Source organism: Metallumcola ferriviriculae, assembly GCF_035573695.1.
In the GTDB taxonomy this organism is placed as follows: domain Bacteria; phylum Bacillota; class JADQBR01; order JADQBR01; family JADQBR01; genus Metallumcola; species Metallumcola ferriviriculae.
The window spans coordinates 2,854,448-2,875,706 of record NZ_CP121694.1; the positions used below are offsets into that span (position 1 = coordinate 2,854,448).

A 21,259-nucleotide genomic window follows, 5' to 3' on the forward strand; every position below is an offset into this window, starting at 1 on the left:
ATTTTGATAAAACTGTGACGTGATTGTGACCTTTTTGTGAAGTAACGTGACGCAGTATTATAACTTAAAAAACAACGTGCGCCGCGAATGGTCGGCCGATGTATAAATTGATACTCCGCGGAAAAAGTATTGCCAACAGCTATTTCCTATAGCGAGGTGATAAGATGTTTTTTGAAAAAATACCCAGAATAGAACTGGCCAACTTACCGACACCACTAGAGCGGCTGAACAACATCAACAGCCAAAAAAATGTTGACCTATGGATAAAACGGGACGATTTGACCGGCTTGGCTTTTGGTGGCAATAAGTTAAGAAAACTTGAGTTTTTAGCAGCAGATGCCCGAGAAAAGCAATGCGATACCTTGGTGACCATTGGCGGACAGCAGTCTAATCATGCCCGATTGACTGCTGCAGCTGCGGCAAAATTAGGCCTGCGCGCCACATTATTACTGTTAGGTGAAAAAACGGCAGAAGCCTCAGGCAACTACCTGTTGGACCTGCTGCTGGGAGCGGAATTAAAATTCTTGGGCGATGTAAATGCATTGGAACTAGAAAAACACTTGAAGAGAGAAAAAGAACAGTTGGTCTCCTTGGGCCATAATCCATATATTATTCCATTAGGCGGTTCGAACAACCTGGGGGTAATTTCCTACACAGCGGCCGTTAAGGAATTGAAAGGTCAAAGAGAAAATATCAAGACCATCATCACAGCTTGTGGTTCAGCCGGTACTCAAGCAGGTATTATTCTTGGCTGCAAGCTTTTTTTACCGGACTGCCAGGTGGTGGGCATCAGCGTTTGGCACCCAGCTGATTACCTTGCAGAGAAATTAATGGAATTATGTACAGAAACCATTAAAGAATTTCAACTGCCCATTTCTATCAGCCAAAAAGACATCACCGTGCTTGGAGATTATATCGGTGCCGGCTACGGTGTGCCTGATGAGATGGGTCTAGCGGCCATTAGAACTTTTGCTCGTAGGGAAGGGATTATACTTGACCCTACCTATACGGGTAAAGCCGCGGCAGCACTACTAGACATGATTGACCAAAGTAAGCTTAGCGAGCCAATCTTATTTTGGCATACCGGCGGTACACCCGGTATTTTTACGCACAGCTCAGCTCGCCATCTTTCGCTGGAATTCAGTAAATCTTAAACTGAATAAAACCCTTAATCAGATTCTTCGATCTAGTGTATATAACTATCAGTCCAGCAGGTTCTTTACTTTTTGATAAGCACTCGCTCTGGCTTCAGACAAATCAAGATGCAAATCTATAGCTGGATTGTAATCATCTATCTCACCAAGCCAGACCAATTTCATGTCATCTGAGTTAATTTCAGCATATAGAATGGTCATTTCCTTTGGCACAATATCATCAACTGCTGCGACCACGATGCAGCCTGCATTCATTAGAAGATGTGACAGTTTAGCAATCTTTTTTAAGCATTCTTCCCTGGTTGTCTGGGTATTTAGCACTAATTCATCTGGGTTCAGATGGTAAACAAATTTTCCTTCCGTGAAAAGTTCTCTTTCAAGAATCTTTGCCAAGTTTCGTTTTCCTGCATTCTTTTTGCCGGAAATCAGTACTACCAGAGGTTCCTGTGCGTATTTGACCGCCCTTTCCTCTCTGGTAACAGCAGCTTTTCGCCAATTGTTATTTTTTGCTGTCTCTTTTTGCTCCACCTCATCAGGTAAGCTGTCCACAATAATACCGCCGCCGGATATCTCGAAGTTATCCACCAGTACAAACCTAGATGTTTCTATTAAGTTTTCTGCCTTATCAAAAGCAACTTCTTTTTCCAACTTGAAGATAACTTCCGCCACTTCATGCCTTTGCACGAACTGTCTCTCTGTCTTGACTAAGGTAGATGCATCAAGAACAGCCATTACCTTTTCAAGTTCAGCACTTACCTTTTGAGTGCCAATTTTAATAATATAGCTCCTGTTGCTGCCCAAATGCTCTTTTCCCAACCAAAATAACTTTGTCTTTATTCGGGTAGATACTTGCGGCTTGGCCTCTATCGGTATGCAGGCCAGTTCCCCTCGGGTAATATATATCTGCTCTTCAAGGGTAAATCCGGTTGCACTGGCCACTGAATCTTCATCCATCTTTGCAGCGTTGAATCTTTCTATGGATTTAACCTTAGATTTCTTTGCACTGGGATAGAAAGCCACTTCATCCCCGACTTTTACTTTACCCGCATCAATTGTTCCCGCAACTATTCTTCTATCATCTCCACCGGCAGTAAACTTAAAAACACCCTGCACCGGCATTCTAAACATCTGGTTTTCGGGAGTTTGTGCATTATCCAGTTGGTCCAATTTTTCCAACACCGTCATGCTGTCATACCATGGCATTTTTGCAGAATACACTGCAACATTATCTCCCATAAAGCCGCTGACGGGAATAAATGATTGTGCCTCTACGCCGATTTCCAGAAGAAACTCCTTATACTCCGTTACTATCTTGTCATATCGCTTTTGGTTGTAATCAACTACATCCATTTTATTTACCAAAACAACAACTTGTTTAATGCCTAGCATTGACAATAGATAGCCGTGTCTTTTGGAATTTTCCATTACTCCTTCATGTGCGTCTATTACCAGCAGAGCTGCCTCAGCTCTTGCTGCACCTGTAACCATATTCTTAAGAAATTCAATATGTCCCGGGGCATCCATAATGATATACTTTCGTTTTATTGTTTTAAAAAATACCCTGGCCGCATCAATCGTAATTCCCTGTGCCTGTTCATCTTTTAAGGCATCCAACAAAAAAGCATATTCAAAGGGCTTTGAATTTCTTCTGCAGGCTTCTCTTACTTGCTCCAACTTTCCAAGTGGCAATGTATTTGTATCAGCTAATAGCCGCCCAATTATAGTGCTTTTTCCGTGATCCACATGGCCTACAATTACGATATTCATATTTTCGTTAGTCACTGTTCATCCCATCCCTTTATGTTAAATTTCAGCACATGTATGCCATCATAGCTAAAAGCGAGTGTCCAAAAAGTCCATCGCAGCAGGAGCAAGAAATTCAAGATGCGAAAGCTTTGTGGCGCAGTTGGCACGATACCATCCGAGCTAGCAAGCGAGCAGGCGTTCTCTGGCTTCCATTCCATGGCGTGCAGGTTACATATAGCCCACCTTCCGCAGTTCTTCCAAGCCGCCGCCGTCTTCTTTGTCCTGATCTCTTCCGCTTCTCTCGGCAATGTTTGAAAACTTGCCGGATCTCAATTCTTCCACAATTTCCGCCACTGTACTGGCGTTTGATTCTACCGGCTGAGTACACGGCCAGCATCCCAGCGACCGGTATCTCTTACCTTCTCCCTTATCAAAATAAAGTGATACCATGGGGATTTTTTCTCTTTGAATATATTCCCAAAGGTCTAATTCCGTCCAGTCAAGCAGAGGGTGTATTCTCACATGTGTCCCTGGCGCAAAGTCAGTTTTATATTGATTCCAGAATTCCGGCGGCTGGTCCCCAACGTGCCAGTCATTTTGTTGGCTTCTGGGAGAGAAGTATCGCTCTTTGGACCTTGATCCTTCCTCGTCAGACCGAACTCCAACAATTATTCCTGTAAATGCTGTCGGATTTTTCTCCAACTCGTACTCACCGGTCTCATGATTCAGCCTTAATCTTGCTCCCGTCCCATTTAGAGTGGCCCTTAAAGCTTCTGTCTTTAACAATCTGCAGCATTCCAACCTGGTGCAATTACCATCAGGAAATGTCTTTTTGGCGTTCAAAGCTTCAACATTTTGTCCGTAAATCATATCCAGCCGCCATTGTTTAGCATAGTTGTCCCGGTACTCAATCATCTCGGGTATTTTATAATGCGTATCAATATGAACCAGCGGAAACGGAACATGGCCGAAAAATGCCTTTCTCGCAAGGTGCACAAGAACTGTACTGTCTTTACCGATGGACCAAAGCATTCCTAAATCTTTAAAATTTGCATATGCTTCTCGTAAAATATGGATAGACCTATTTTCCAATTTAGTTAGATGAACCATTTTAGTTCCCCCCGTTAGTATTTGTTGGATTCTTGTTTATTGATTTGTATATGATATCTCTTTTTATCGGAACTAACGATATGCCAATTAATGCAGTCTTGGTGACTTTTAGTGTATAAATAACCGCCTTTACCACCGATGTCCTCACCTAGGTAGTATTTAATCGCACCTGCCGGGCATTCTTTCAGGCAGGCGGTACACCCCCAACATTCTGTCGGATACTTGATAAATGCTTTATCAGTATTGCCCGTTTCAATCAGATTACCGGGACAAATATTACAACAGCGGCCGCATGAAATGCATTTAGCTGGGTCAATTAGTATGCTCATAAATTTCATCCCTCCCAACCAAGTCTCTCAAGAGAATTTGTACCCGGCCGTCTTTATAAATCGAATTTACGTACTTCATCCACTTTTGGTCATCTTTTTGGGGATAATCAATGTTCTCTTGATAACATCTCCATCGGGTTTCCTTTCTTGCTTCAAGATGTCTGATCAATACGGCACATACATATAAACGGTCAATGATTTCACAGATAGATAATAATTCATGCAGGGTCTCAGCCTTTAAGTCAGCCGCGGTTTTCAGCAGTTCCTCTATCCGCTCAGCAGCAATACCTAATTTATTTCTGCTATAGGTGTAAGCCGTAGTAATACCACCTGCATATTCGTCCATAACTTTTTGCATTGTTTCCTCAACCTCTTCAATACTGTATAGCGGTGAGTCATTGTAAAAAAAGTGATCTATACAGCTAATTTTTTTACTTATTTTTTCGGGGTCTAATTGGTGAATTTGCGCCGTTTCTATGGTTTCGATTACCGACGTGGCTGCTATTTCTCCTTCCGCGAGGCAGCCGGTCACGTATTTTTTGGGACTGCCGCCGGCAGCATCGCCGATGGCATACAAATTCTTCAATGTTGTCTTCCTGGCATGGTCTACCCAGTAACCGCTGGCTGCATGGCCGCCCACAATGTATGGCTCAGTTCCCTCTATTTCAACATTTTCCTCTGCCGGACCAGTGTTTTTTTCCAGCCATTTTAATGCCTGAGCCGGAGCCATGTTTAAGTAAGCTTTGAACAATTCACTTTGTTGGCCCTCTGTAATTCCCTTTGTTTTTAAAAAGCACGGGCCGCTGCCTTTAACATTTTCCATAACAGTAGCGTACAGCCTTAAATGGGTGCTGCATATCTGGCTGTCTTTTAAATATTCCTCACCTTTGGCATTAATTTGAACCGTATTAACACCCTGAGCAATAGTACCGGTAGGTGCTATGGTATCTTTACATCTTAAGGCGATAAACCTCATCTCAAAAGAGGTCATCTCAGCACCGGCCCTAATTCCCATGGCATATCCGGCTCCTGTATTGAAGGGACTATACCACATTTTATGTCTGGAAAAAGTAGGGTTATTAGGTTTGTATAGCCCTGATGCCCCGCCGGTTGCACATATGGTTTGTTTAGCATGAATTACGTAAATAATATTTTCGTTCAACGAAAAACCAATGGCCCCTAAGACACGGTCATCTTTAACCAAATAGTCCACAATATTAACGTTATTCAAAACAGCCGTATTATCTTGACTTGTTACTGCTTTGGCAAGAAGAGGCTTTATATTTTCACCGTTAATTTTAATGCTTCTTTTTCCCCTTTGAACATACTCTCCATTTTCATCCTTAAAAATTGGCAACCCCAAAGCTTCAAGCCTTTTGGCTGCTTTATTAAGGCGTTTTGCCGCACTGTAAACCAAATCTTCCCGAATGATACCCTCGGAGTCTTTTTTCACATAGTCAACAAAAGTTTCGGGAGTTTCGCCTTTACCAATATAGGCATTCAAAGCATTTACACCTGCAGCTAAACAACCGCTCCTTTTGATATTGGCTTTATCCGCAATTAATACTTGTAAATTGGAATTTTCGGCTATGGTAAGGGCGCAGTAACACCCGGCGGTTCCGCCGCCGATAATTAATACATCTGTTTCTAAAGTCTTTAGGTCAAAGTTCACAGCCGTTCAACTCCTTTACAAAGTAACATCCTTAAAATGCCCTTGCGCTAATAAGTAATTAATTATGTCATCCACACAATCTTCTATGCTTTGTTTGTCCGAAATAATAACAATCTCGGGATTGACAGGTTTCTCATATGGGGAATCTATCCCGGTAAAGTCTTTTATCTCCCCAGCTCTGGCTTTTTTATAAAGTCCTTTGGGGTCTCTGCTTTCACATGCTTTTAAAGAACAATCTACAAATACCTCGATAAACCTATCTCCCATCAGTTGTCTCGCATTTTCTCTATCTGCTGCCAGCGGCGAAATAAAAGCGGTAAGCGTAATAATACCGGCGTCCAGAAATAATTTACATACTTCGGCAATTCTCCTTATGTTTTCAACGCGGTCACTGACACCAAACCCCAAGTCCTTATTGAGACCGTGCCTGACGTTGTCACCATCCAGCAAATAAGTAAGCCTGCCCAATGCAGCTAATCTTTTTTCCACGGCATTGGCAATGGTGGACTTACCGGATCCGGATAAACCGGTAAACCATAAGACTACACTTTTTTGCTGCAGCAAAGCTTCTCGATCTTCTTGTTTGATATTTGTATCATGCCAAACTATATTTTTTCCGTGTATCAAGGTTACGACCTCCTAATAAATTCCGATGACCCGCCAATAAGTTAAGGCAAAAAGGGTAACCACTGCAATACTGACGACATTTAGCACAAACCCTATCCTCATCGCCTCATGGGGTTTGATAAACCCGGAAGAAAAGGCAATAGCATTAGGAGGCGAACTCATGGGCAGCATAAAAGCCAAACCCGCAGGTACGGCTACTATATAGACTGCCAAAGCCGGGGGAAGATTTAGCATCACCGCTGCCTGGATAATTAGCGGCAGCAATATAACAACAACTGCGGCATTGGAAATACCCTCGGTAAGAAATACACTGATGGTAAAAACAACAATCAAGAAACCCAAAGTGGAAAAATCCATCTTGGCAAGGAAGTTTTGGTTTATATAATCCAATAAACCCGTCTCTACCAATGCTTTACCCAGGGCTATTGCGCCTCCATACATAAAAATCGCACCCCAGTTAATTTCCTTTTTGGCGTCCTCCCAGCTGATTACATTTAAAACAAAGAACAGCGCTGCACTGATGAGAGCCACATTTGCAATGCCAAATCTATTACTTTCAAATATCCACATATAAATTGTTCCGACTAAGATAACCAATGCCTTGATTTCTTTTAGGTCAATCTTACCTAGTCTTTCTCTACCACCTGTGAACAGTTCTTTCAAAATTTCCGTATCGCGAGTGGAGGCCCTTACCGTATATTTAAGATAGAAAGCCACCAGTATCATAATTAAATATACCGGTGGAGCAACCGTAACTATCCACTCCAAAAAACCGATACTCTGACCGGTAGTTTCCTCCAAAATCCCCACAGCAAGAGGATTTCTTGCACCGCCCAAAAAAGTAACCACGCCACCTAGAACGCTTCCCCACGCCAAGGCAAAGAACATGTATTTTCCTAAAATGGAATTATTTCTTAATTCCAATCTTCGGCTTATTGATATTAAAATAGGAAAAAGCATGGCAGCTACCGCGTGTTCCGGCATAATGTGGGACAGAGAAGCTGCTAAGAAAAAAATTGAAAGAACTAAATTCTCCGGTTTATCGCCAAATCTTGATAAAACATAATATGAAACTCTTTTATTTAGCCCGGAGCCGGAAATACCGGCGGAAATAATAAAAGCACCGATGATAAAAAAGACTGCTTTATTCCCAAAAAACGAATAGACTTGTTCCGCTGCCAACACATTAAATGAAGCCAAAAGCCCCATAATCATCAGGCTGGTAATAGCTAGAGGAATAGCATTGGTTATCCATAAAAAGTTGGCAAATATAAAAATGACCAATGCCTGGTAGGCCTGAACAGACATACCTTGGGGGATGCTTTTATTGGAAATGAATATGAAAAACAAAGCAAAAGAAAATAATAGCAAAATTGCATTCTTATATTCTATTAAAAACAGCGCCGGTAACGGCCTTCTATCTATATAAACCTTGCTTTTCACCACGTTTCCTCCTACAATCCGCTGGATCCAAATGACTCGTCTATGTTTTTAACCCTGAGCTTTTGCCTTAAATTCATCGTTTCCAACAGCGTCTTCAGTTTGATTTTGTCTGTCAGAGAATAGTCAGCCTGGCCCCTATCCAGCAAGGGTATTACCTTCAGCATATTGGAAGAAAACTTATTGTAGCATTTGTGGGACTTAATGTAGCTGCTCAGTCTGGCATCATATTTCACGGGTACGGGAATAATTTTCATTGCTAATAATTTTTTTATCAGCTCTTTATCATTTGCCGTATTCGCAAAAACCCAACCGCGAACAAATAAGTCCACAGCAAACGTCAATATTTCCAAGTGCTGTTTGGAGCAGAGATTAATATCTGAAGCAAAATACAAACCGTGTACACCATATGAAAAATACTCTTCTATCAGCTGCTTATGATTTGGCATGTCTGACTTGAGAATAATAAAGATATCAAAGTGTTTTTTGATCATTTCTACAGTTTTTTTTCGGTCACTGCCGCTTAGCTCATCTTGGAAGGATAGGACTATATATTTTGTCTGATGTGTTGTAATCACATCTTCAATAAAATCCAGCACAGTTTGTTTCGGAGTGTCCTCCACTATCCGAATGGTATTAATAATAACCCCCTCCCTTAAGGTACGTTATTCAAAAATTTCCATCATGCAGTAAACTTTGAAACATCTCTTCAAACTACTTTTAATGCCTGGTCTATGTCTGCCAAGATATCTTTTGAATCTTCTATCCCTATAGATATTCTTACTAAGTCCTCATAGACGCCCATTTGTAATTTTTCTGCCTCCGTATTGTCAGCACAAATGGTAGAAGCAGGATGAACTATTAAGGTTTTTGAATCACCTACATTTACCAGGTTTTGTGAGTTTTAGATTGTCTATAAAATTAAACGCCTTTTCTTTGCTTCCAAGCCTGCAGGTAATTATCGCGCTGGCACCTTTTTCATAGTACTTCTTAGCTAAACCGTAATAACTTGAATTGTTAAGCAGAGGATAATTGACCCCGTTAATCTTAGGATGCGTGCTGAGATACTGGGCGAGTTCCCCAGCATTAGCACAATGTGCTTTCATTCTCAGTCCCAGCGTTTCAATGCCGACCAAGTTTAAAAAGCTGTTCATCGGAGATAATGCGGCACCTATATCTTTTGCTATTTCTTTTCGCAGCTTAGCTGTAAATGCAAACCTGGAAAAACGTTTTGCATACTGGCTAAAACCGCTAAATTTATCGTCACCGTACTTTTTACTGCCTCCGTCCACAATAACTCCACCGATGGCATTGGAATTCCCGTTGATATACTTGGAAGTTGAATGGATGACCACATCTGCCCCATAGCTGATAGGTCTTATCAGGTAAGGAGTCGTTATTGTTGAATCTACTATAAAAATAATGTTCTTTTTTTGACATACTTTTGCTACCGCTTCCATATCCAGCACATCAAGCTTTGGATTACCAATTGTCTCGGCAAATACCACTTTAGTCCTGTCGCTAATTTCACTGCCTAAGCTTTCTTCATCCAGCGTCTCTAAAAATTTTACCTTAAGCTGATAATCTTCAAGGTGTTTAAAAAGGTTGTATGTCCCGCCAAATACACCGGAAGAGGAAATAATCTCATCGTTGGGTTTGAGGATATTCATTACTGCAAGATAGATTGCAGACATCCCCGAAGCTGTGGCTACTGCTGCGACGCCTCCTTCTGCGGCGGCAATTCTCTTTTCAAACGCTTCGACGCTGGGGTTGGCTATGCGAGAATAGACGTAACCGGCTTCCCTGCCGGCGAAAATGTGTTCAAGTTCTTTAGCAGTTTTATGCTTAAAGGCATTCGAATAATAGATGGGTACGTTAGTCGCGCCCGTATGATTATCTCCTGTCCAATTGCCGTGGATTAGTTTTGTCTGAAATTCCATCCAATCACCTTCTCAATCTCCAAACAGCGTAGTAGAAAAATATCTTTCTCCGGTATCCGGAATTATCGTCAATACTTTTTTCCCTTTACCCAATCTTTCTGCCACCTGCAGGGCAGCATATAAATTTGCACCTGCAGAGATACCGGCAAGAATACCTTCTTTACGGGCAAGTTCTCTGGCTGTTTCAAGAGCTGCTTTACTGCTGACTTTAATTACTTCATCGTAAATATCTACATTTAGCGTTTTGGGTATGAAACCGGCCCCTATCCCTTGAATCATATGAGGGCCTGCTTCCTGCCCGGATAGTACCGCTGAGGCTTCAGGCTCAACGGCAATAATTTTTATGCCGGAAATGGTTTCTTTTAAAATCTCTCCTACACCGGATATGGTTCCACCGGTGCCTACCCCTGCCACAAAAGCATGAAGATCCAAACCAAAGTCTTTTAATATCTCCTGGGCAGTGGTTTCACGATGCGCCTCAGGATTGGCAGGATTCTCAAACTGCTGCAGCATCAGATAACCTTTTTGCTCTACAAGCTCCACTGCCTTTTCAATTGCCCCGTTCATCCCTAAAGGAGCTGGGGTCAGGATAATTTCTGCGCCATAAGCCTGAAGCAGTTTTCTTCTTTCCAATGACATTGATTCCGGCATGGTAAGAACCAATTTGTATCCTTTGGTCGCTGCGGTCATGGCAAGGCCTATGCCCGTATTGCCGCTTGTGGGCTCTACCATAGTATCGCCCGGTTTAATCAGCCCGTTTTTTTCCGCAGCCTCAACCATGCTACAGGCAATTCTGTCTTTAACGGAACCGCCGGGGTTAAACATTTCTAGCTTTAAATATACCTCAGCAGCGGCGTCCTCTGCCATATGACCAAGCCTTACCGTGGGCGTATTACCGATGGTTTCAAGAATATTATCATAAAGCATTTTGTCACCCTACACTTTCCTGACAACAAGAAGATTACACCCATCATAGTTGTCATCAATTTTAATAATCTCATGTCCTTCCGCTTCTAGACTCTTGGGAACATTCTTGATGGGCTCGCCATGATCCAGTTTGAAGCCAAGGGTTTCCTGAGAATTAATTTTTTCTAATTCGATTTTGGCCTTAACGAAATTAATCGGGCACTTAACGCCTGTCAGGTCAATTATGTTTACCGATAAATCCTTATCTTGATGATGACCCACTTCACCATATTCGTTAACACTCTCTTTTGATAAAGTTATTTCAAGTTTCGGATTAAGAGATTCAAACATTTGATTGACCTTACCAACCAGATACTTCACATCTTCATAATGTCTTTCCAGATTATCCACATCGCCAAGCTTGTAATCCAGGAGTTCGTTAATTACGTCTTTGATATTTTCTGTTACATAACCCGTATCGACGAAGTGGTTAATAAATTCTTTGAATATCAATCTATCTTTTGTCGTATCCACACCCTGCAAAATCAATAATGCTCTGGCTGCTGATACACTGGCGTCATAAAGCTTTGAAGATTCTTTTGTTGTCCCGTACTCACTAAGGTGTGTGTGTGCATTAGAAATGTCTAGTTTGATGACGTCCAGCACCCCTGCACTGCATTCACCCGGCCCTCTGCCTTTCAGTGAGAATTTTTCCTCTGAACCAAAATCATAATAAAGCTCAGGGTTTTCTGCTTCCGATTCTATCCCGGAATAATCATGAATAAGGCTTTTGATACCTTCAGTTTCCCTTGCTACAAATTCAGCGAAGTCAGAAATTCCGGTTTCACGCTTAAAATCTGCCAATCGGTATAAGAAATCAGGTATCTTTTTAGTGGGGACAGCACCGTATTCCGTACCCAAGACCGCCTTTTCGACACCAACAGCACCACCAAATAATACCGAGTACATTGGAATCAATCCGTCTTCTACTCTTTTAGCCTTTCCGAACAGTCCTATCTCGCCTTTATGGTGCTGCCCGCAAGAATTTGGGCATCCGGAAATAAAGATTTTCGGGAGCTGCCTTTTTATCTCTTCATCAACATTTGCAAATCTATGTCTGATAGCAGTCAGCAGGTTTTGTGATAACCCTAAGCCCAGCTTGCAAGTTGCCGCACCGGCACATGCGATGGAGTTATCAACATCAAAAGGAGAAGTGAATGGGGCTATTAACTGTAACAGTTCTTCAGCATGCTCCCCGGTTAAATCTCTCACAAAAAAGCCTTGGGTGTTGGTCAATCTCACCGTAGGTTCGTAGTCCAGATCCGCTGCAAAATCAATAATTTGTTCAAGATTATCTACATTGAGGTTACCGTTTTTGGGATGAATGTAGACAGCATAAAGTCCTTCATTTCTTTGTGCAAATACTAAAGGATTGGAGTTTTTCTTTGGTTTGCCTATTGGTTTACTGGGATTAGAGTTATTAAAAAAAACATCCAATCTCTTTTCATTTTTCACCTGTTGTAAAGTCTCGAGATATTTTGCTTTGAACCCTGCCTCCCCTAATCTCTTTCGAATAAATCTGATGCGAGCTTTATGTTTATTAATTCTATCTCCTTCATTTTCAAACAGTTCTTTCATGGCCTGAACATGATACAGTACTTCCGAAGCAGGTATGAAATCGTAAAGTTTTACTGAGACGATAGGACCTGCACCAAATCCGCCTGCGCCGTAGACCTCAAAACCTTTCTTACCATTCTTAATTTTGGCAACAAAGCCCAGATCAGCGATGGTCGCATTACCCGTATCTTCCGGCGTATTCGAATAGGCTATTTTATACTTTCGGGGAAGGTTAAAGACTGTCGGGTCATTAAGGGTGTACTCAGTGGTTGCTAATGCATACGGAGTAACATCAAAGACCTCATCTTTAGCAGCTCCTGACAGGGGAGAACAACCTACATTTCTCGCCGTATTCCCACCTGTACCCTTGGTAATAATACCTGCCTCCAAAAGTCCTTCCACTATGTTCACAGTATCGTCCAACGAGACCTTATGAAATTGTATATCCTGCCTGGTGGTAAAGTGAATATATCCGTGAGAATATTCTTTCGCTAATTCACTTATTTTTTTCAATTGACTGAGATTAGTAACACCGGATGGAATTCTGGTTCTGACCATATAAGTATCGTTATCCCTTTGTTCATAAATACCCATGGCGACGCGGTAAGGTTTGAACCTTTCCGGTTCGATCTGACCCTTTTTCAATTCTTCCACTTTGGTTCGATAATTCTTTCCTTCTTCCAAGACTTGCCGGGGTATTTTAATCACTGTTCCGCCTCCTCAATAACTCAACACTAGGTCAATAAGTATTCAAGTTCCTCCACAAATTCACCAGTAGCTATTTTAAAGAAATTAAGTACCGGTTCTTTTTCCTTTAATGAAATGATTGCGTAAAGTATGCCGGGATCATACGCCAGCCGTTTATCTTCTTCCGACGGTCTGGAAGGCGTATAAGGATGAGAATGATAATTTCCAACTAATTCAAGACCCTCGTTTCTCATTTCCTTCAGTGCCGCGAATTGTTCTTTCGGATCCATGGTAAAATGTTCACTGCTTTGGTCCATATTTCTCCCCGGGAAAATTTTATTAACAATAATTTCTTCCTGGATTTTTCTGCCCGCCAACAACCCGCAGCACTCCAGTGGAAATTCATCTCTTGCCTGTTTTACCAATTGGTCATATTGCGCTCTTGACAGCTTCACTATCATTTAAAATGACATCCTTTCGGGGTTGGGGTATTTATAAATCCCGAGCGGGACAATCTTTTTCTAGTCAACACTCTGCCCCAGTGATAAGTCCGCTGACCTATAAATCACAAACGGGACCCTGGTAGTCAATTAGATTTTTTATGGTGGGCTCTTGGCCGCAGACAGCACAATCTGATTTATAATTAACCTTAATTTTCCTAAACTGCATTTTGACAGCATCATAAGTCAGCAGGTATCCGGCTAAGTTATTACCAAGGTCCAACAGATACTTGATAGCTTCCGTAGCCTGAAGCGTACCGATAACACCGCCCATAACGCCAAGCACTCCGGCTTCACGGCAGGTAGGTACAACTCCTTCCGGCGGCGGTTCCTTAAACATGCACCTATAACAAGGTGTGCCATCATCAGGAATATATGTGGTCAGCTGTCCGTTAAATCTGATAATGCCTGCATGGGAAAATGGCTTTTTTGCAATCACACATGCATCGTTGATTAAAAATTTTGCTGCGAAATTATCAGTACCGTCAATTACAAAATCATAATCCTGGTCTTTGATAATATCTAAAATATTTGAGGAGTCTACAAAGGTATTGTAGGTGACCACGTTCACATCCGGGTTCATTTCATTCAGCGTTTCCTTACCTGATATAACCTTTAACTTACCCACATCTTTAGTTTGGTGGATGATTTGTCTCTGCAAGTTTGATAAATCTACTTCATCGCCATCTACTAATCCAATGGTACCAATACCAGCTGCAGCCAAAAACATGGCCGCCGGCGCACCAAGTCCTCCAGTTCCTATTACAAGAACTTTTGCATCGAGCAGACGCTGCTGCCCTTGAACGCCAACTTCTGACAAGATGATATGTCTTGAATATCTTTCTATCTGCTGTTCATTAAAGTCCAATAGCTCCGCCCCCCATAAAGTACAGAAACTCTACCCGATCATTTTCCTTGATAATCGTAGTTTCAAATTTCTCCCTGTCAACAATATCACCGTTTAACTCAACAGAAACCATGTCAGGCATTTTTACCTGCTCAATCTCTAGAAGTTCCAATATGCTCGCTTCTTTTTCCAACTGCTTGTCGTCACCATTAATTTTAACGTTCATTGTGACATACCTCCATTTATTAATCCCTATTATTTCAATAGGAATTATTGGATTTATTTTATACAAAGTATCATTTTACGCCCGTGTTGTCAATAGTTATTAGAAAAAAGGCCCAAAAAAGCCCTTTACCGCTGGTAACGGTAAAGGGCTTAACTGTTCCATTTTAAATTAAACGGCCAGCTGCATCAGGACGCCGCTGAGTTTTCTTCCTCAACATCCAGGTCAAACTTAGTATGAAGGACTTTTACTGCCTTTTTGACACTGTCGGCATCAATAATGCACGATACCTTGATTTCTGAAGTACTGATCATCTGAATATTGATACCGGCATTTGCCAGGGCCTCAAACATACAGGCAGCAACACCGGGATTGGTGATCATACCTGCGCCAACGATAGAAATTTTGGCCACACTATCATCGTAATCGTAATCGGGTGTACCGATTTCCTGCTTTATTCTGTCTGATATCTGCAAGGCCTTATTCAGTTCGTCCTTGGCAATGGTAAAACTGATATCATTGACATCATTTCGCATGGTACTTTGAATGATCATGTCAACATTGATATTTTCTGCGGCCAGAGCGCTGAATAATTTCATGGCGATACCCGGTTTGTCTGGAACATCGAAAAAAGCAATCTTAGCAACATTTAAATCATAGGCTACACCACTAACCACCATTTCTTTTTCCATGGAGGCCACCTCCTCAACTATTGTACCTGTATTATGGTTAAAACTTGAACGAACATGCAGCTTGACGTTATATATCTTGGCAAATTCCACTGCCCGGGGATGGAGTACCAAAGCGCCGAGACTAGCCAGCTCAAGCATCTCATCATAAGAAATACTGGGCAGTTTTTGGGCCCGAGGCACTACTCGAGGGTCGGTGGTATAAACACCGTCAACATCGGTAAAAATTTCGCAGACATCCGCCTTTATTGCAGCGGCTAGAGCGACAGCTGTGGTATCTGAGCCGCCCCGCCCCAAAGTGGTGGTGTCGTCATTAGCGCATCGACCTTGAAATCCGGCTACCACCACGATCTTACCTGCAGCCAACTCTTTATCCAACCGTTCAGAGTTTATCCCGGTAATCTTTGCCTTAGCATAAACCTCATTGGTGCTAACGCCTGCCTGGGCGCCTGTCAGCGATACCGCCGCTTCCCCCAAGTTCTCTATGGCCATGGCCAAAAGAGCAATTGAAACCTGCTCTCCGGTAGATAACAGCATATCCATCTCTCTTTCGGACGGAGTATCTGACAGCTGGCGTGCTAAGCCGATTAATTCGTCTGTGGTATCACCCATAGCTGATACTACTACCACCACGCTATTACCTGCCCGTTTGGTTTCCACCACTCTTTTGGCCACGCGCTTGATACGTTCGGGGTCCGCTACTGAGCTGCCGCCGAATTTTTGTACTACTAGCATTCCACCCACTCTCCTTTTCTCTCTATTTGGGCACCGGTAGGGCTGGCCGCCAAATGGCGGGTATCACAGTTTACGCCGACCTGAGAAAAAGCCTGCCGCATACTCTGCCCTACCAGTTTACACTTGTCTTTATCAGTTACAAAAGCCACTAACGCTGGGCCGGCACCGCTTAAAGCCACTGCCAGCGCACCGCTTCTTTTAGCGGCATCAAATACCGCCTGCATCCCGGGCACCAGATTTACCCGATATGGCTGATGAAGTTTGTCATCCATCATCTGTCCCAGAAGTTGGTAATCCTCCTGAATAAGGGCCAAGACCAGTAAGCTGGCCCGGCTGACATTAAATACTGCATCTTTTACCGGTACGTTTAAGGGCAGCACATCCCTGGCTATACTGGTGGACAGGGTAAAGTCCGGCACCGCCAGCACCATGCTAAGCTGTTGGGGCGGCTTTATCTTCCGATAGAATAATCTTTCATCCAGCACCGCGGACACTACTACGCCGCCAAGCATAGCCGGAGCTACATTGTCCGGGTGCCCTTCCATAGCAACAGCCAGCTCCAGCAGTTGGCCTTCGGTCAATTTACCGCCGGCCAGTTCATTGGCTGCCACCATTCCAGCCACAATTGCTGCAGCGCTTGAACCCATGCCCCGTGAGGCGGGAATCTGATTTTCCTGCTTTATTTTTAATCCTGTCGGTTCATCACCGTTTTTTTCAAATACCCTCACAGCCGCCTGGTATACCACATTGGTCTCATCCCGTGGGATAGATTCGCTGCCCTCACCGGAAATATCAAACTCCAGACCCGATGGTATGACGTCCATTTCCAAATAATTGTACAGTTCTAGGGCCATACCGATAGTATCAAAGCCGGGACCCATGTTAGCCGTCGTAGCAGGTACTCTTACTCTGACCATTGCTGCTCCCTCTTTTGCTGTGATTTAGTGCATATTTCTTTTACTTGCCGTTGACAATTGACAGCACCGCATCTTCATCGGCAGGCACTGAGTAGGGTTCCGACACTTGTTTAATTGCTGTATTAGGATCCTTCAGACCGTTACCGGTAAGGACACATACCACCGTACTTCCTTTTTCAAAAAAACCTTCTTGATGCTGTTTCAAAACACCGGCCAAAGACGCCGCTGAAGCCGGCTCGGCAAAAACGCCTTCCCTGGATGCCAATAGGCGCTGGGCAGCCAAGATTTCCTCATCAGTGACTGCTTTGATAAAGCCCTTAGACTCATCTGCTGCCTGCACCGCTTTTTCCCAGCTGGCAGGATTACCGATACGGATAGCAGTGGCTATAGTTTCCGGGTTTTCCACTATTTTGTCCTGCACAATGGGGGATGCCCCCTCCGCCTGAAACCCGATCATTTGCGGTAAATTCTTGGACCGTCCTGCATCCTGATAACGTTTGAAACCGCGCCAATAGGCGGTGATATTACCGGCATTACCCACAGGGATAGCCAAATAGTCCGGCGCATCACCCAGCACATCGCAGATTTCGTAGGCGGAACTGGTCTGGCCTTCGATGCGGTACGGATTTAATGAATTCACCAAGGTGATGGGATTCTTTTCGGTAATGCTGCGCACTATGTTTAAAGCATCATCAAAGTTTCCTTTGATGGCAATAACCTTGGCGCCGTAAATTAAGGCTTGGGCCAGCTTACCTAGGGCGATGTTACCTTCGGGAATAACTACACTGCAGGTAAGGCCGCAGCGGGCCGCATACGCGGCAGCGGCAGCGGAGGTGTTCCCGGTTGAGGCACACATGATGGCAGTTGAACCTTCTTCCACCGCCTTCGCCACAGCCATAACCATCCCCCGGTCCTTAAAGGAGCCGGTAGGATTTAAACCTTCATATTTAAAGTAGATATTGATACCCAGTTCTTCGGAAAGGTTTTGACCCTTTATCAACGGAGTATTACCCTCTTTTAGGGAAACGAGGGGGGTCTTGTCGGTGATCGGTAAAAATTCTTGGTATTTTTCTAAAATTCCCGGCCAGTTCATTTACGCATCCTCTCCCTCAACTCGAATTACATTTGCTACTCTTTTAGTTATTGACATACCCTCCATAATGGTAAGGGCATCACGCAGGTTTTGTTCTTCCACCCGATGAATAATCAGTACCACTTCGGCGATATCACCATCTGAACGCTTCTGCAGCACTGTATCAATGCTGACATTATGGTTACCCAAAACGCTGGCAATGCTCGCTAATACGCCTGGGCGGTCTTTAACCATCAAACGCAGATAGTATTTAGATTCCACCAGACCGATGGGCTTGATGGGCTTCTCTTCAAAGCAGGTGCAGCTGATACGACCGTTGACCCCACCGGTAATGTTACGCGCTACTTCCATTATATCACCAACCACGGCGCTTGCCGTCGGCATTTCACCGGCACCGGGACCATAAAACATAGTCTCGCCCACGGCATCTCCGGCTACGAAAATGGCGTTGTTAGCATCGCTCACTGCTGCTAATGGATGACTGCCGGGAATAAATACGGGATGAACCCGCACTTCCACTTCGCCGTCCCGTTCTTTGGCTATACCCAGCAATTTTACGATATAACCCAATTCGGTAGCGTACTTAATATCAGTGGCATCAATACGGGTAATACCCTCTACATAGACATCTCTAGATGTCACCCGGGTGTTAAAGGCGATGGATGCCAAAATGGCAATCTTCCTCGCTGCATCATGACCTTCCACATCGGCGGTTGGATCTGACTCGGCATATCCCAGCGCTTGGGCCTCTTTGAGCACATCATTAAAATCGCTGCCAAAGCGGGTCATTTTAGTAAGTATATAGTTAGTGGTTCCATTGATAATCCCCATTACATCAGTTACCTTATTACCTGCCAGGCACATTTTTAGGGGGCGAATAATGGGAATGCCTCCTGCTACGCTGGCCTCAAACATCAAATCGGTGTCGTGTTCCTTTTCTGCATCAAAAAGTTCCTTGCCGTACCCGGCAATCAAGTCCTTGTTGGCAGTTACCACCTGTTTACCAGCTTTAAGGGCTTTAAGAATGTACTCTTTGGCCGGCTCATTACCACCCATCAACTCCACCACAATATCGATATCAGGGTTTTCTAATACAGCTGCTGCGTCAGCAGTGAGCACACCGTCAGGTACAGTTACGCCTCGACTTTTAGTTGTATCCCGAACTACTATTTTTTCTATCTGTACTGGTCTCCCGGCCCTGGCGGTAATTAAATCGGCATTACCTGTCAGAATCTTATAAACGCCTCTTCCCACAGTGCCCATGCCCAGCATACCAACCTTAATCGGTGCTTGCGAATTAGTTACCATTTAAAAGTCACCTCTCTTATCCTTTGCCCTTAAGTTTGCCCCACTACTTCCACTTTCTTGACACCATTTATTTCTTTTATTTTACTTAGAAGTTCCTCTACGCTCATCAACATATCCACCGTTTGGATGGAGATTGAGACATTGGCCACCCCTTGCAGCGGTAAATTCTGGTTAATGGTGAGGACATTCCCCTGGACATTTGCCACGGTGTTCAAAATACGGGATAGCACTCCCGATTTATGCTCTAATATCATAGAAATGGTGACAATCTGTTCCTTAGCAGCATTATGAAAAGGAAAAATCCCATCTTTATACTTATAGAAAGCGCTGCGGCTAAGCCCAACTTTGCCCACGGCTTCATGAATGGTACCGGCATCGCCCCGGGCCAGCACTTCTTTTGCCTTAGCAGTCTTGACAATAGCCTCAGGCAGTATGGCCGCATTGACAATAAAAAAACGCTGTCCGTCCGAATTCATCTTTTCACCCGCCTATCTGTCCTCCTGCAGAGTACAACAATCCATGTATGGTAGACATTATAACACAGAAAGGGTTATAGGTGAAGAAAAAGTTCACAATCCGTCGTTTAGGACAACGTTTGCATAAATTGTGCGATTTTCAAGGACATTTTTTTAAACTCTATTAAGAATGCATCATGACCGTAAGGGGAAATCAATTCCCAGTAATGGCTGTCAGCGCCAGCTTGCTTAAAAAAGTGATGTATCTCCTCCTGATAATACTTGGGGTAAAGAAAATCTGAGCTGACCCCGATACTTAATACCTTACCCCGAAACCGGGAAAATACCTCTCTATATTCACCCCGGCCGCGTCCCAGATCGTGCAGGTCCATGGCTTTGGTAAGATACAAGTAGGTATTGGCATCAAAACGCTGTACCAGTTTTTCTCCTTGATAGTCTAAGTAGTGTTCCACTTCGAAACGGTTATCTAGGCTGTAGTAATCCTGCGGCCTAATGCTGGAGAAGGTTCGGCCAAACTTACTCGCCCAGGATTCATCACTCTTATAGGTAATGGTGGCAATCTGCCTGGCCAAACCCATGCCCCGTATCGGGCCTGGGCCCGGATAATAGTGCCCGCCCTTAAAATCAGAATCTCCGGTTATTGCTTCGCGCTGAACTGCATTGAATGCAATACATTGGGCCGCCAACCTGCCGGAAGCGGCGATGGGTACAATCGCTTCCACCATTTCCGGATACATTAGAGCCCATTCCAATACCTGCATACCGCCCATCGAGCCGCCGATAACCGCTTTGATACGCCTTATTCCCAGGTTTTTAAGCAGCAGGTACTGCACCTGGACCATATCCCTGATAGTAATCAAGGGGAAATCAGCACCATAGGGTTTGCCGGTTTCGGGATTAGTGCTTTTGGGGCCGGTGGTGCCGCAGCAGCCGCCAATAACATTAGCAGCTACTACGAAATATTTATTGGTATCCAACGCCCTGCCGGGGCCAATTAATTCATCCCACCAACCGGCCACGCGGTCTTCCGGCGTATGCCGCCCTGCCACATGGGCTTCTCCGGTGAGGGCATGGGGTACTATAATGCAGTTATCACCCCGCTGGTTTAACTCACCGTAAGTCTCGTAAGCCACTTCCACCGGGCCAAAATGCTGGCCGCTTTCCAGGGTTAATTCATGGGGATGAGAAGCTACTGTAATGTATTTTGTTTCAACTAAGCCAACGCCTTTTCCCATATCCATAG

At 43.7% G+C, this 21,259-nt stretch carries 21 protein-coding genes; 1 reads left to right on the forward strand and 20 read right to left on the reverse strand.

Annotation, left to right across the window (positions count from 1 at the left end; translation table 11 throughout):
- The first annotated feature begins 164 nt into the window (after window positions 1–164).
- On the forward strand, window positions 165–1,154 hold the full coding sequence (locus tag MFMK1_RS14050) for a 1-aminocyclopropane-1-carboxylate deaminase/D-cysteine desulfhydrase (protein WP_366922320.1): 990 nt from the start codon (window positions 165–167) through the stop codon (window positions 1,152–1,154).
- A 48-nt stretch (window positions 1,155–1,202) separates the two neighbouring features.
- Here MFMK1_RS14050 and MFMK1_RS14055 read toward each other — a convergent pair whose 3' ends face one another.
- From MFMK1_RS14055 to metX, 20 genes are all read right to left on the reverse strand, one after another.
- Window positions 1,203–2,936 carry a GTP-binding protein gene (locus MFMK1_RS14055; protein ID WP_366922321.1) on the reverse strand — a complete coding sequence of 578 codons (1,734 nt, stop codon included), beginning with the start codon at window positions 2,934–2,936 and terminating at the stop codon, window positions 1,203–1,205.
- Between the two features lie 192 nt (window positions 2,937–3,128).
- Window positions 3,129–4,010 carry a sulfate adenylyltransferase subunit CysD gene (gene cysD, locus MFMK1_RS14060; protein WP_366922322.1) on the reverse strand — a complete coding sequence of 294 codons (882 nt, stop codon included), beginning with the start codon at window positions 4,008–4,010 and terminating at the stop codon, window positions 3,129–3,131.
- Window positions 4,011–4,024: 14 nt separating this feature from the next.
- Window positions 4,025–4,339: a 4Fe-4S dicluster domain-containing protein gene (locus MFMK1_RS14065; RefSeq protein ID WP_366922323.1), complete on the reverse strand. Its 315-nt coding sequence runs from the start codon at window positions 4,337–4,339 to the stop codon at window positions 4,025–4,027.
- Window positions 4,323–6,011 carry an adenylyl-sulfate reductase subunit alpha gene (locus tag MFMK1_RS14070; RefSeq protein WP_366922324.1) on the reverse strand — a complete coding sequence of 563 codons (1,689 nt, stop codon included), beginning with the start codon at window positions 6,009–6,011 and terminating at the stop codon, window positions 4,323–4,325. Before MFMK1_RS14070 ends, MFMK1_RS14065 begins: the two co-directional genes overlap by 17 nt.
- Window positions 6,012–6,026: 15 nt before the next feature.
- Window positions 6,027–6,635 carry an adenylyl-sulfate kinase gene (gene cysC / locus MFMK1_RS14075; protein WP_366924950.1) on the reverse strand — a complete coding sequence of 203 codons (609 nt, stop codon included), beginning with the start codon at window positions 6,633–6,635 and terminating at the stop codon, window positions 6,027–6,029.
- 15 nt (window positions 6,636–6,650) lie between these two features.
- A complete protein-coding gene (locus MFMK1_RS14080) occupies window positions 6,651–8,081 on the reverse strand; it encodes an SLC13 family permease (RefSeq protein WP_366922325.1) in 1,431 nt (476 codons plus the stop codon).
- A gap of 11 nt (window positions 8,082–8,092) precedes the next feature.
- Window positions 8,093–8,656 carry a hypothetical protein gene (locus MFMK1_RS14085; RefSeq protein ID WP_366922326.1) on the reverse strand — a complete coding sequence of 188 codons (564 nt, stop codon included), beginning with the start codon at window positions 8,654–8,656 and terminating at the stop codon, window positions 8,093–8,095.
- A gap of 131 nt (window positions 8,657–8,787) precedes the next feature.
- Window positions 8,788–8,970 carry a PLP-dependent transferase gene (locus MFMK1_RS14090; RefSeq protein ID WP_366924951.1) on the reverse strand — a complete coding sequence of 61 codons (183 nt, stop codon included), beginning with the start codon at window positions 8,968–8,970 and terminating at the stop codon, window positions 8,788–8,790.
- Window positions 8,954–10,018 (reverse strand): aminotransferase class I/II-fold pyridoxal phosphate-dependent enzyme, encoded by a 1,065-nt coding sequence (locus MFMK1_RS14095; RefSeq protein ID WP_366922327.1) that lies wholly within the window; start codon window positions 10,016–10,018, stop codon window positions 8,954–8,956. Before MFMK1_RS14095 ends, MFMK1_RS14090 begins: the two co-directional genes overlap by 17 nt.
- 12 nt (window positions 10,019–10,030) lie before the next feature.
- Complete coding sequence (gene cysK, locus MFMK1_RS14100; RefSeq protein ID WP_366922328.1) at window positions 10,031–10,945, reverse strand: cysteine synthase A; 915 nt, start codon at window positions 10,943–10,945, stop codon at window positions 10,031–10,033.
- A 9-nt stretch (window positions 10,946–10,954) separates the two neighbouring features.
- The gene (locus MFMK1_RS14105; RefSeq protein WP_366922329.1) at window positions 10,955–13,249 is read right to left on the reverse strand and encodes a sulfurtransferase TusA family protein; all 2,295 of its coding nucleotides are present in this window, start codon (window positions 13,247–13,249) and stop codon (window positions 10,955–10,957) included.
- Between the two features lie 26 nt (window positions 13,250–13,275).
- Window positions 13,276–13,686, reverse strand: a complete 411-nt coding sequence (locus tag MFMK1_RS14110; protein ID WP_366924952.1) for a M67 family metallopeptidase — start codon at window positions 13,684–13,686, stop codon at window positions 13,276–13,278.
- A gap of 100 nt (window positions 13,687–13,786) precedes the next feature.
- The gene (locus tag MFMK1_RS14115) at window positions 13,787–14,596 is read right to left on the reverse strand and encodes a HesA/MoeB/ThiF family protein (protein ID WP_366922330.1); all 810 of its coding nucleotides are present in this window, start codon (window positions 14,594–14,596) and stop codon (window positions 13,787–13,789) included.
- Window positions 14,586–14,801 carry a sulfur carrier protein ThiS gene (gene thiS, locus MFMK1_RS14120; RefSeq protein WP_366922331.1) on the reverse strand — a complete coding sequence of 72 codons (216 nt, stop codon included), beginning with the start codon at window positions 14,799–14,801 and terminating at the stop codon, window positions 14,586–14,588. Before thiS ends, MFMK1_RS14115 begins: the two co-directional genes overlap by 11 nt.
- Before the next feature lie 185 nt (window positions 14,802–14,986).
- The gene (locus tag MFMK1_RS14125) at window positions 14,987–16,222 is read right to left on the reverse strand and encodes an aspartate kinase (protein WP_366922332.1); all 1,236 of its coding nucleotides are present in this window, start codon (window positions 16,220–16,222) and stop codon (window positions 14,987–14,989) included.
- Entirely contained in the window at window positions 16,216–17,139 is a 924-nt protein-coding gene (thrB, locus tag MFMK1_RS14130; protein ID WP_366922333.1) for a homoserine kinase, read from the reverse strand. The genes MFMK1_RS14125 and thrB overlap by 7 nt, the downstream gene beginning before the upstream one ends.
- A gap of 40 nt (window positions 17,140–17,179) precedes the next feature.
- The gene (gene thrC / locus MFMK1_RS14135; RefSeq protein ID WP_366922334.1) at window positions 17,180–18,232 is read right to left on the reverse strand and encodes a threonine synthase; all 1,053 of its coding nucleotides are present in this window, start codon (window positions 18,230–18,232) and stop codon (window positions 17,180–17,182) included.
- A complete protein-coding gene (locus MFMK1_RS14140; protein ID WP_366922335.1) occupies window positions 18,233–19,540 on the reverse strand; it encodes a homoserine dehydrogenase in 1,308 nt (435 codons plus the stop codon). It lies immediately after the preceding gene.
- A 29-nt stretch (window positions 19,541–19,569) separates the two neighbouring features.
- A complete protein-coding gene (locus MFMK1_RS14145; RefSeq protein ID WP_366922336.1) occupies window positions 19,570–20,016 on the reverse strand; it encodes an ACT domain-containing protein in 447 nt (148 codons plus the stop codon).
- A 107-nt stretch (window positions 20,017–20,123) separates the two neighbouring features.
- Window positions 20,124–21,257 carry a homoserine O-acetyltransferase MetX gene (metX, locus tag MFMK1_RS14150; RefSeq protein WP_366922337.1) on the reverse strand — a complete coding sequence of 378 codons (1,134 nt, stop codon included), beginning with the start codon at window positions 21,255–21,257 and terminating at the stop codon, window positions 20,124–20,126.
- Between the last annotated feature and the right edge of the window lie 2 nt (window positions 21,258–21,259).

Coding starts and splice junctions, on each gene's coding strand:
- MFMK1_RS14095 (WP_366922327.1), bottom strand. CDS start 10,018: ATGGAATTTCAGACAAAACTAATCCACGGCAATTGGACAGGAGATAAT.
- MFMK1_RS14140 (WP_366922335.1), bottom strand. CDS start 19,540: ATGGTAACTAATTCGCAAGCACCGATTAAGGTTGGTATGCTGGGCATG.
- MFMK1_RS14050 (WP_366922320.1), top strand. CDS start 165: ATGTTTTTTGAAAAAATACCCAGAATAGAACTGGCCAACTTACCGACA.
- MFMK1_RS14125 (WP_366922332.1), bottom strand. CDS start 16,222: ATGCTAGTAGTACAAAAATTCGGCGGCAGCTCAGTAGCGGACCCCGAA.
- cysD (WP_366922322.1), bottom strand. CDS start 4,010: ATGGTTCATCTAACTAAATTGGAAAATAGGTCTATCCATATTTTACGA.
- cysK (WP_366922328.1), bottom strand. CDS start 10,945: ATGCTTTATGATAATATTCTTGAAACCATCGGTAATACGCCCACGGTA.
- thrC (WP_366922334.1), bottom strand. CDS start 18,232: ATGAACTGGCCGGGAATTTTAGAAAAATACCAAGAATTTTTACCGATC.
- MFMK1_RS14065 (WP_366922323.1), bottom strand. CDS start 4,339: ATGAGCATACTAATTGACCCAGCTAAATGCATTTCATGCGGCCGCTGT.
- thrB (WP_366922333.1), bottom strand. CDS start 17,139: ATGGTCAGAGTAAGAGTACCTGCTACGACGGCTAACATGGGTCCCGGC.
- MFMK1_RS14145 (WP_366922336.1), bottom strand. CDS start 20,016: ATGAATTCGGACGGACAGCGTTTTTTTATTGTCAATGCGGCCATACTG.
- thiS (WP_366922331.1), bottom strand. CDS start 14,801: ATGAACGTTAAAATTAATGGTGACGACAAGCAGTTGGAAAAAGAAGCG.
- metX (WP_366922337.1), bottom strand. CDS start 21,257: ATGGATATGGGAAAAGGCGTTGGCTTAGTTGAAACAAAATACATTACA.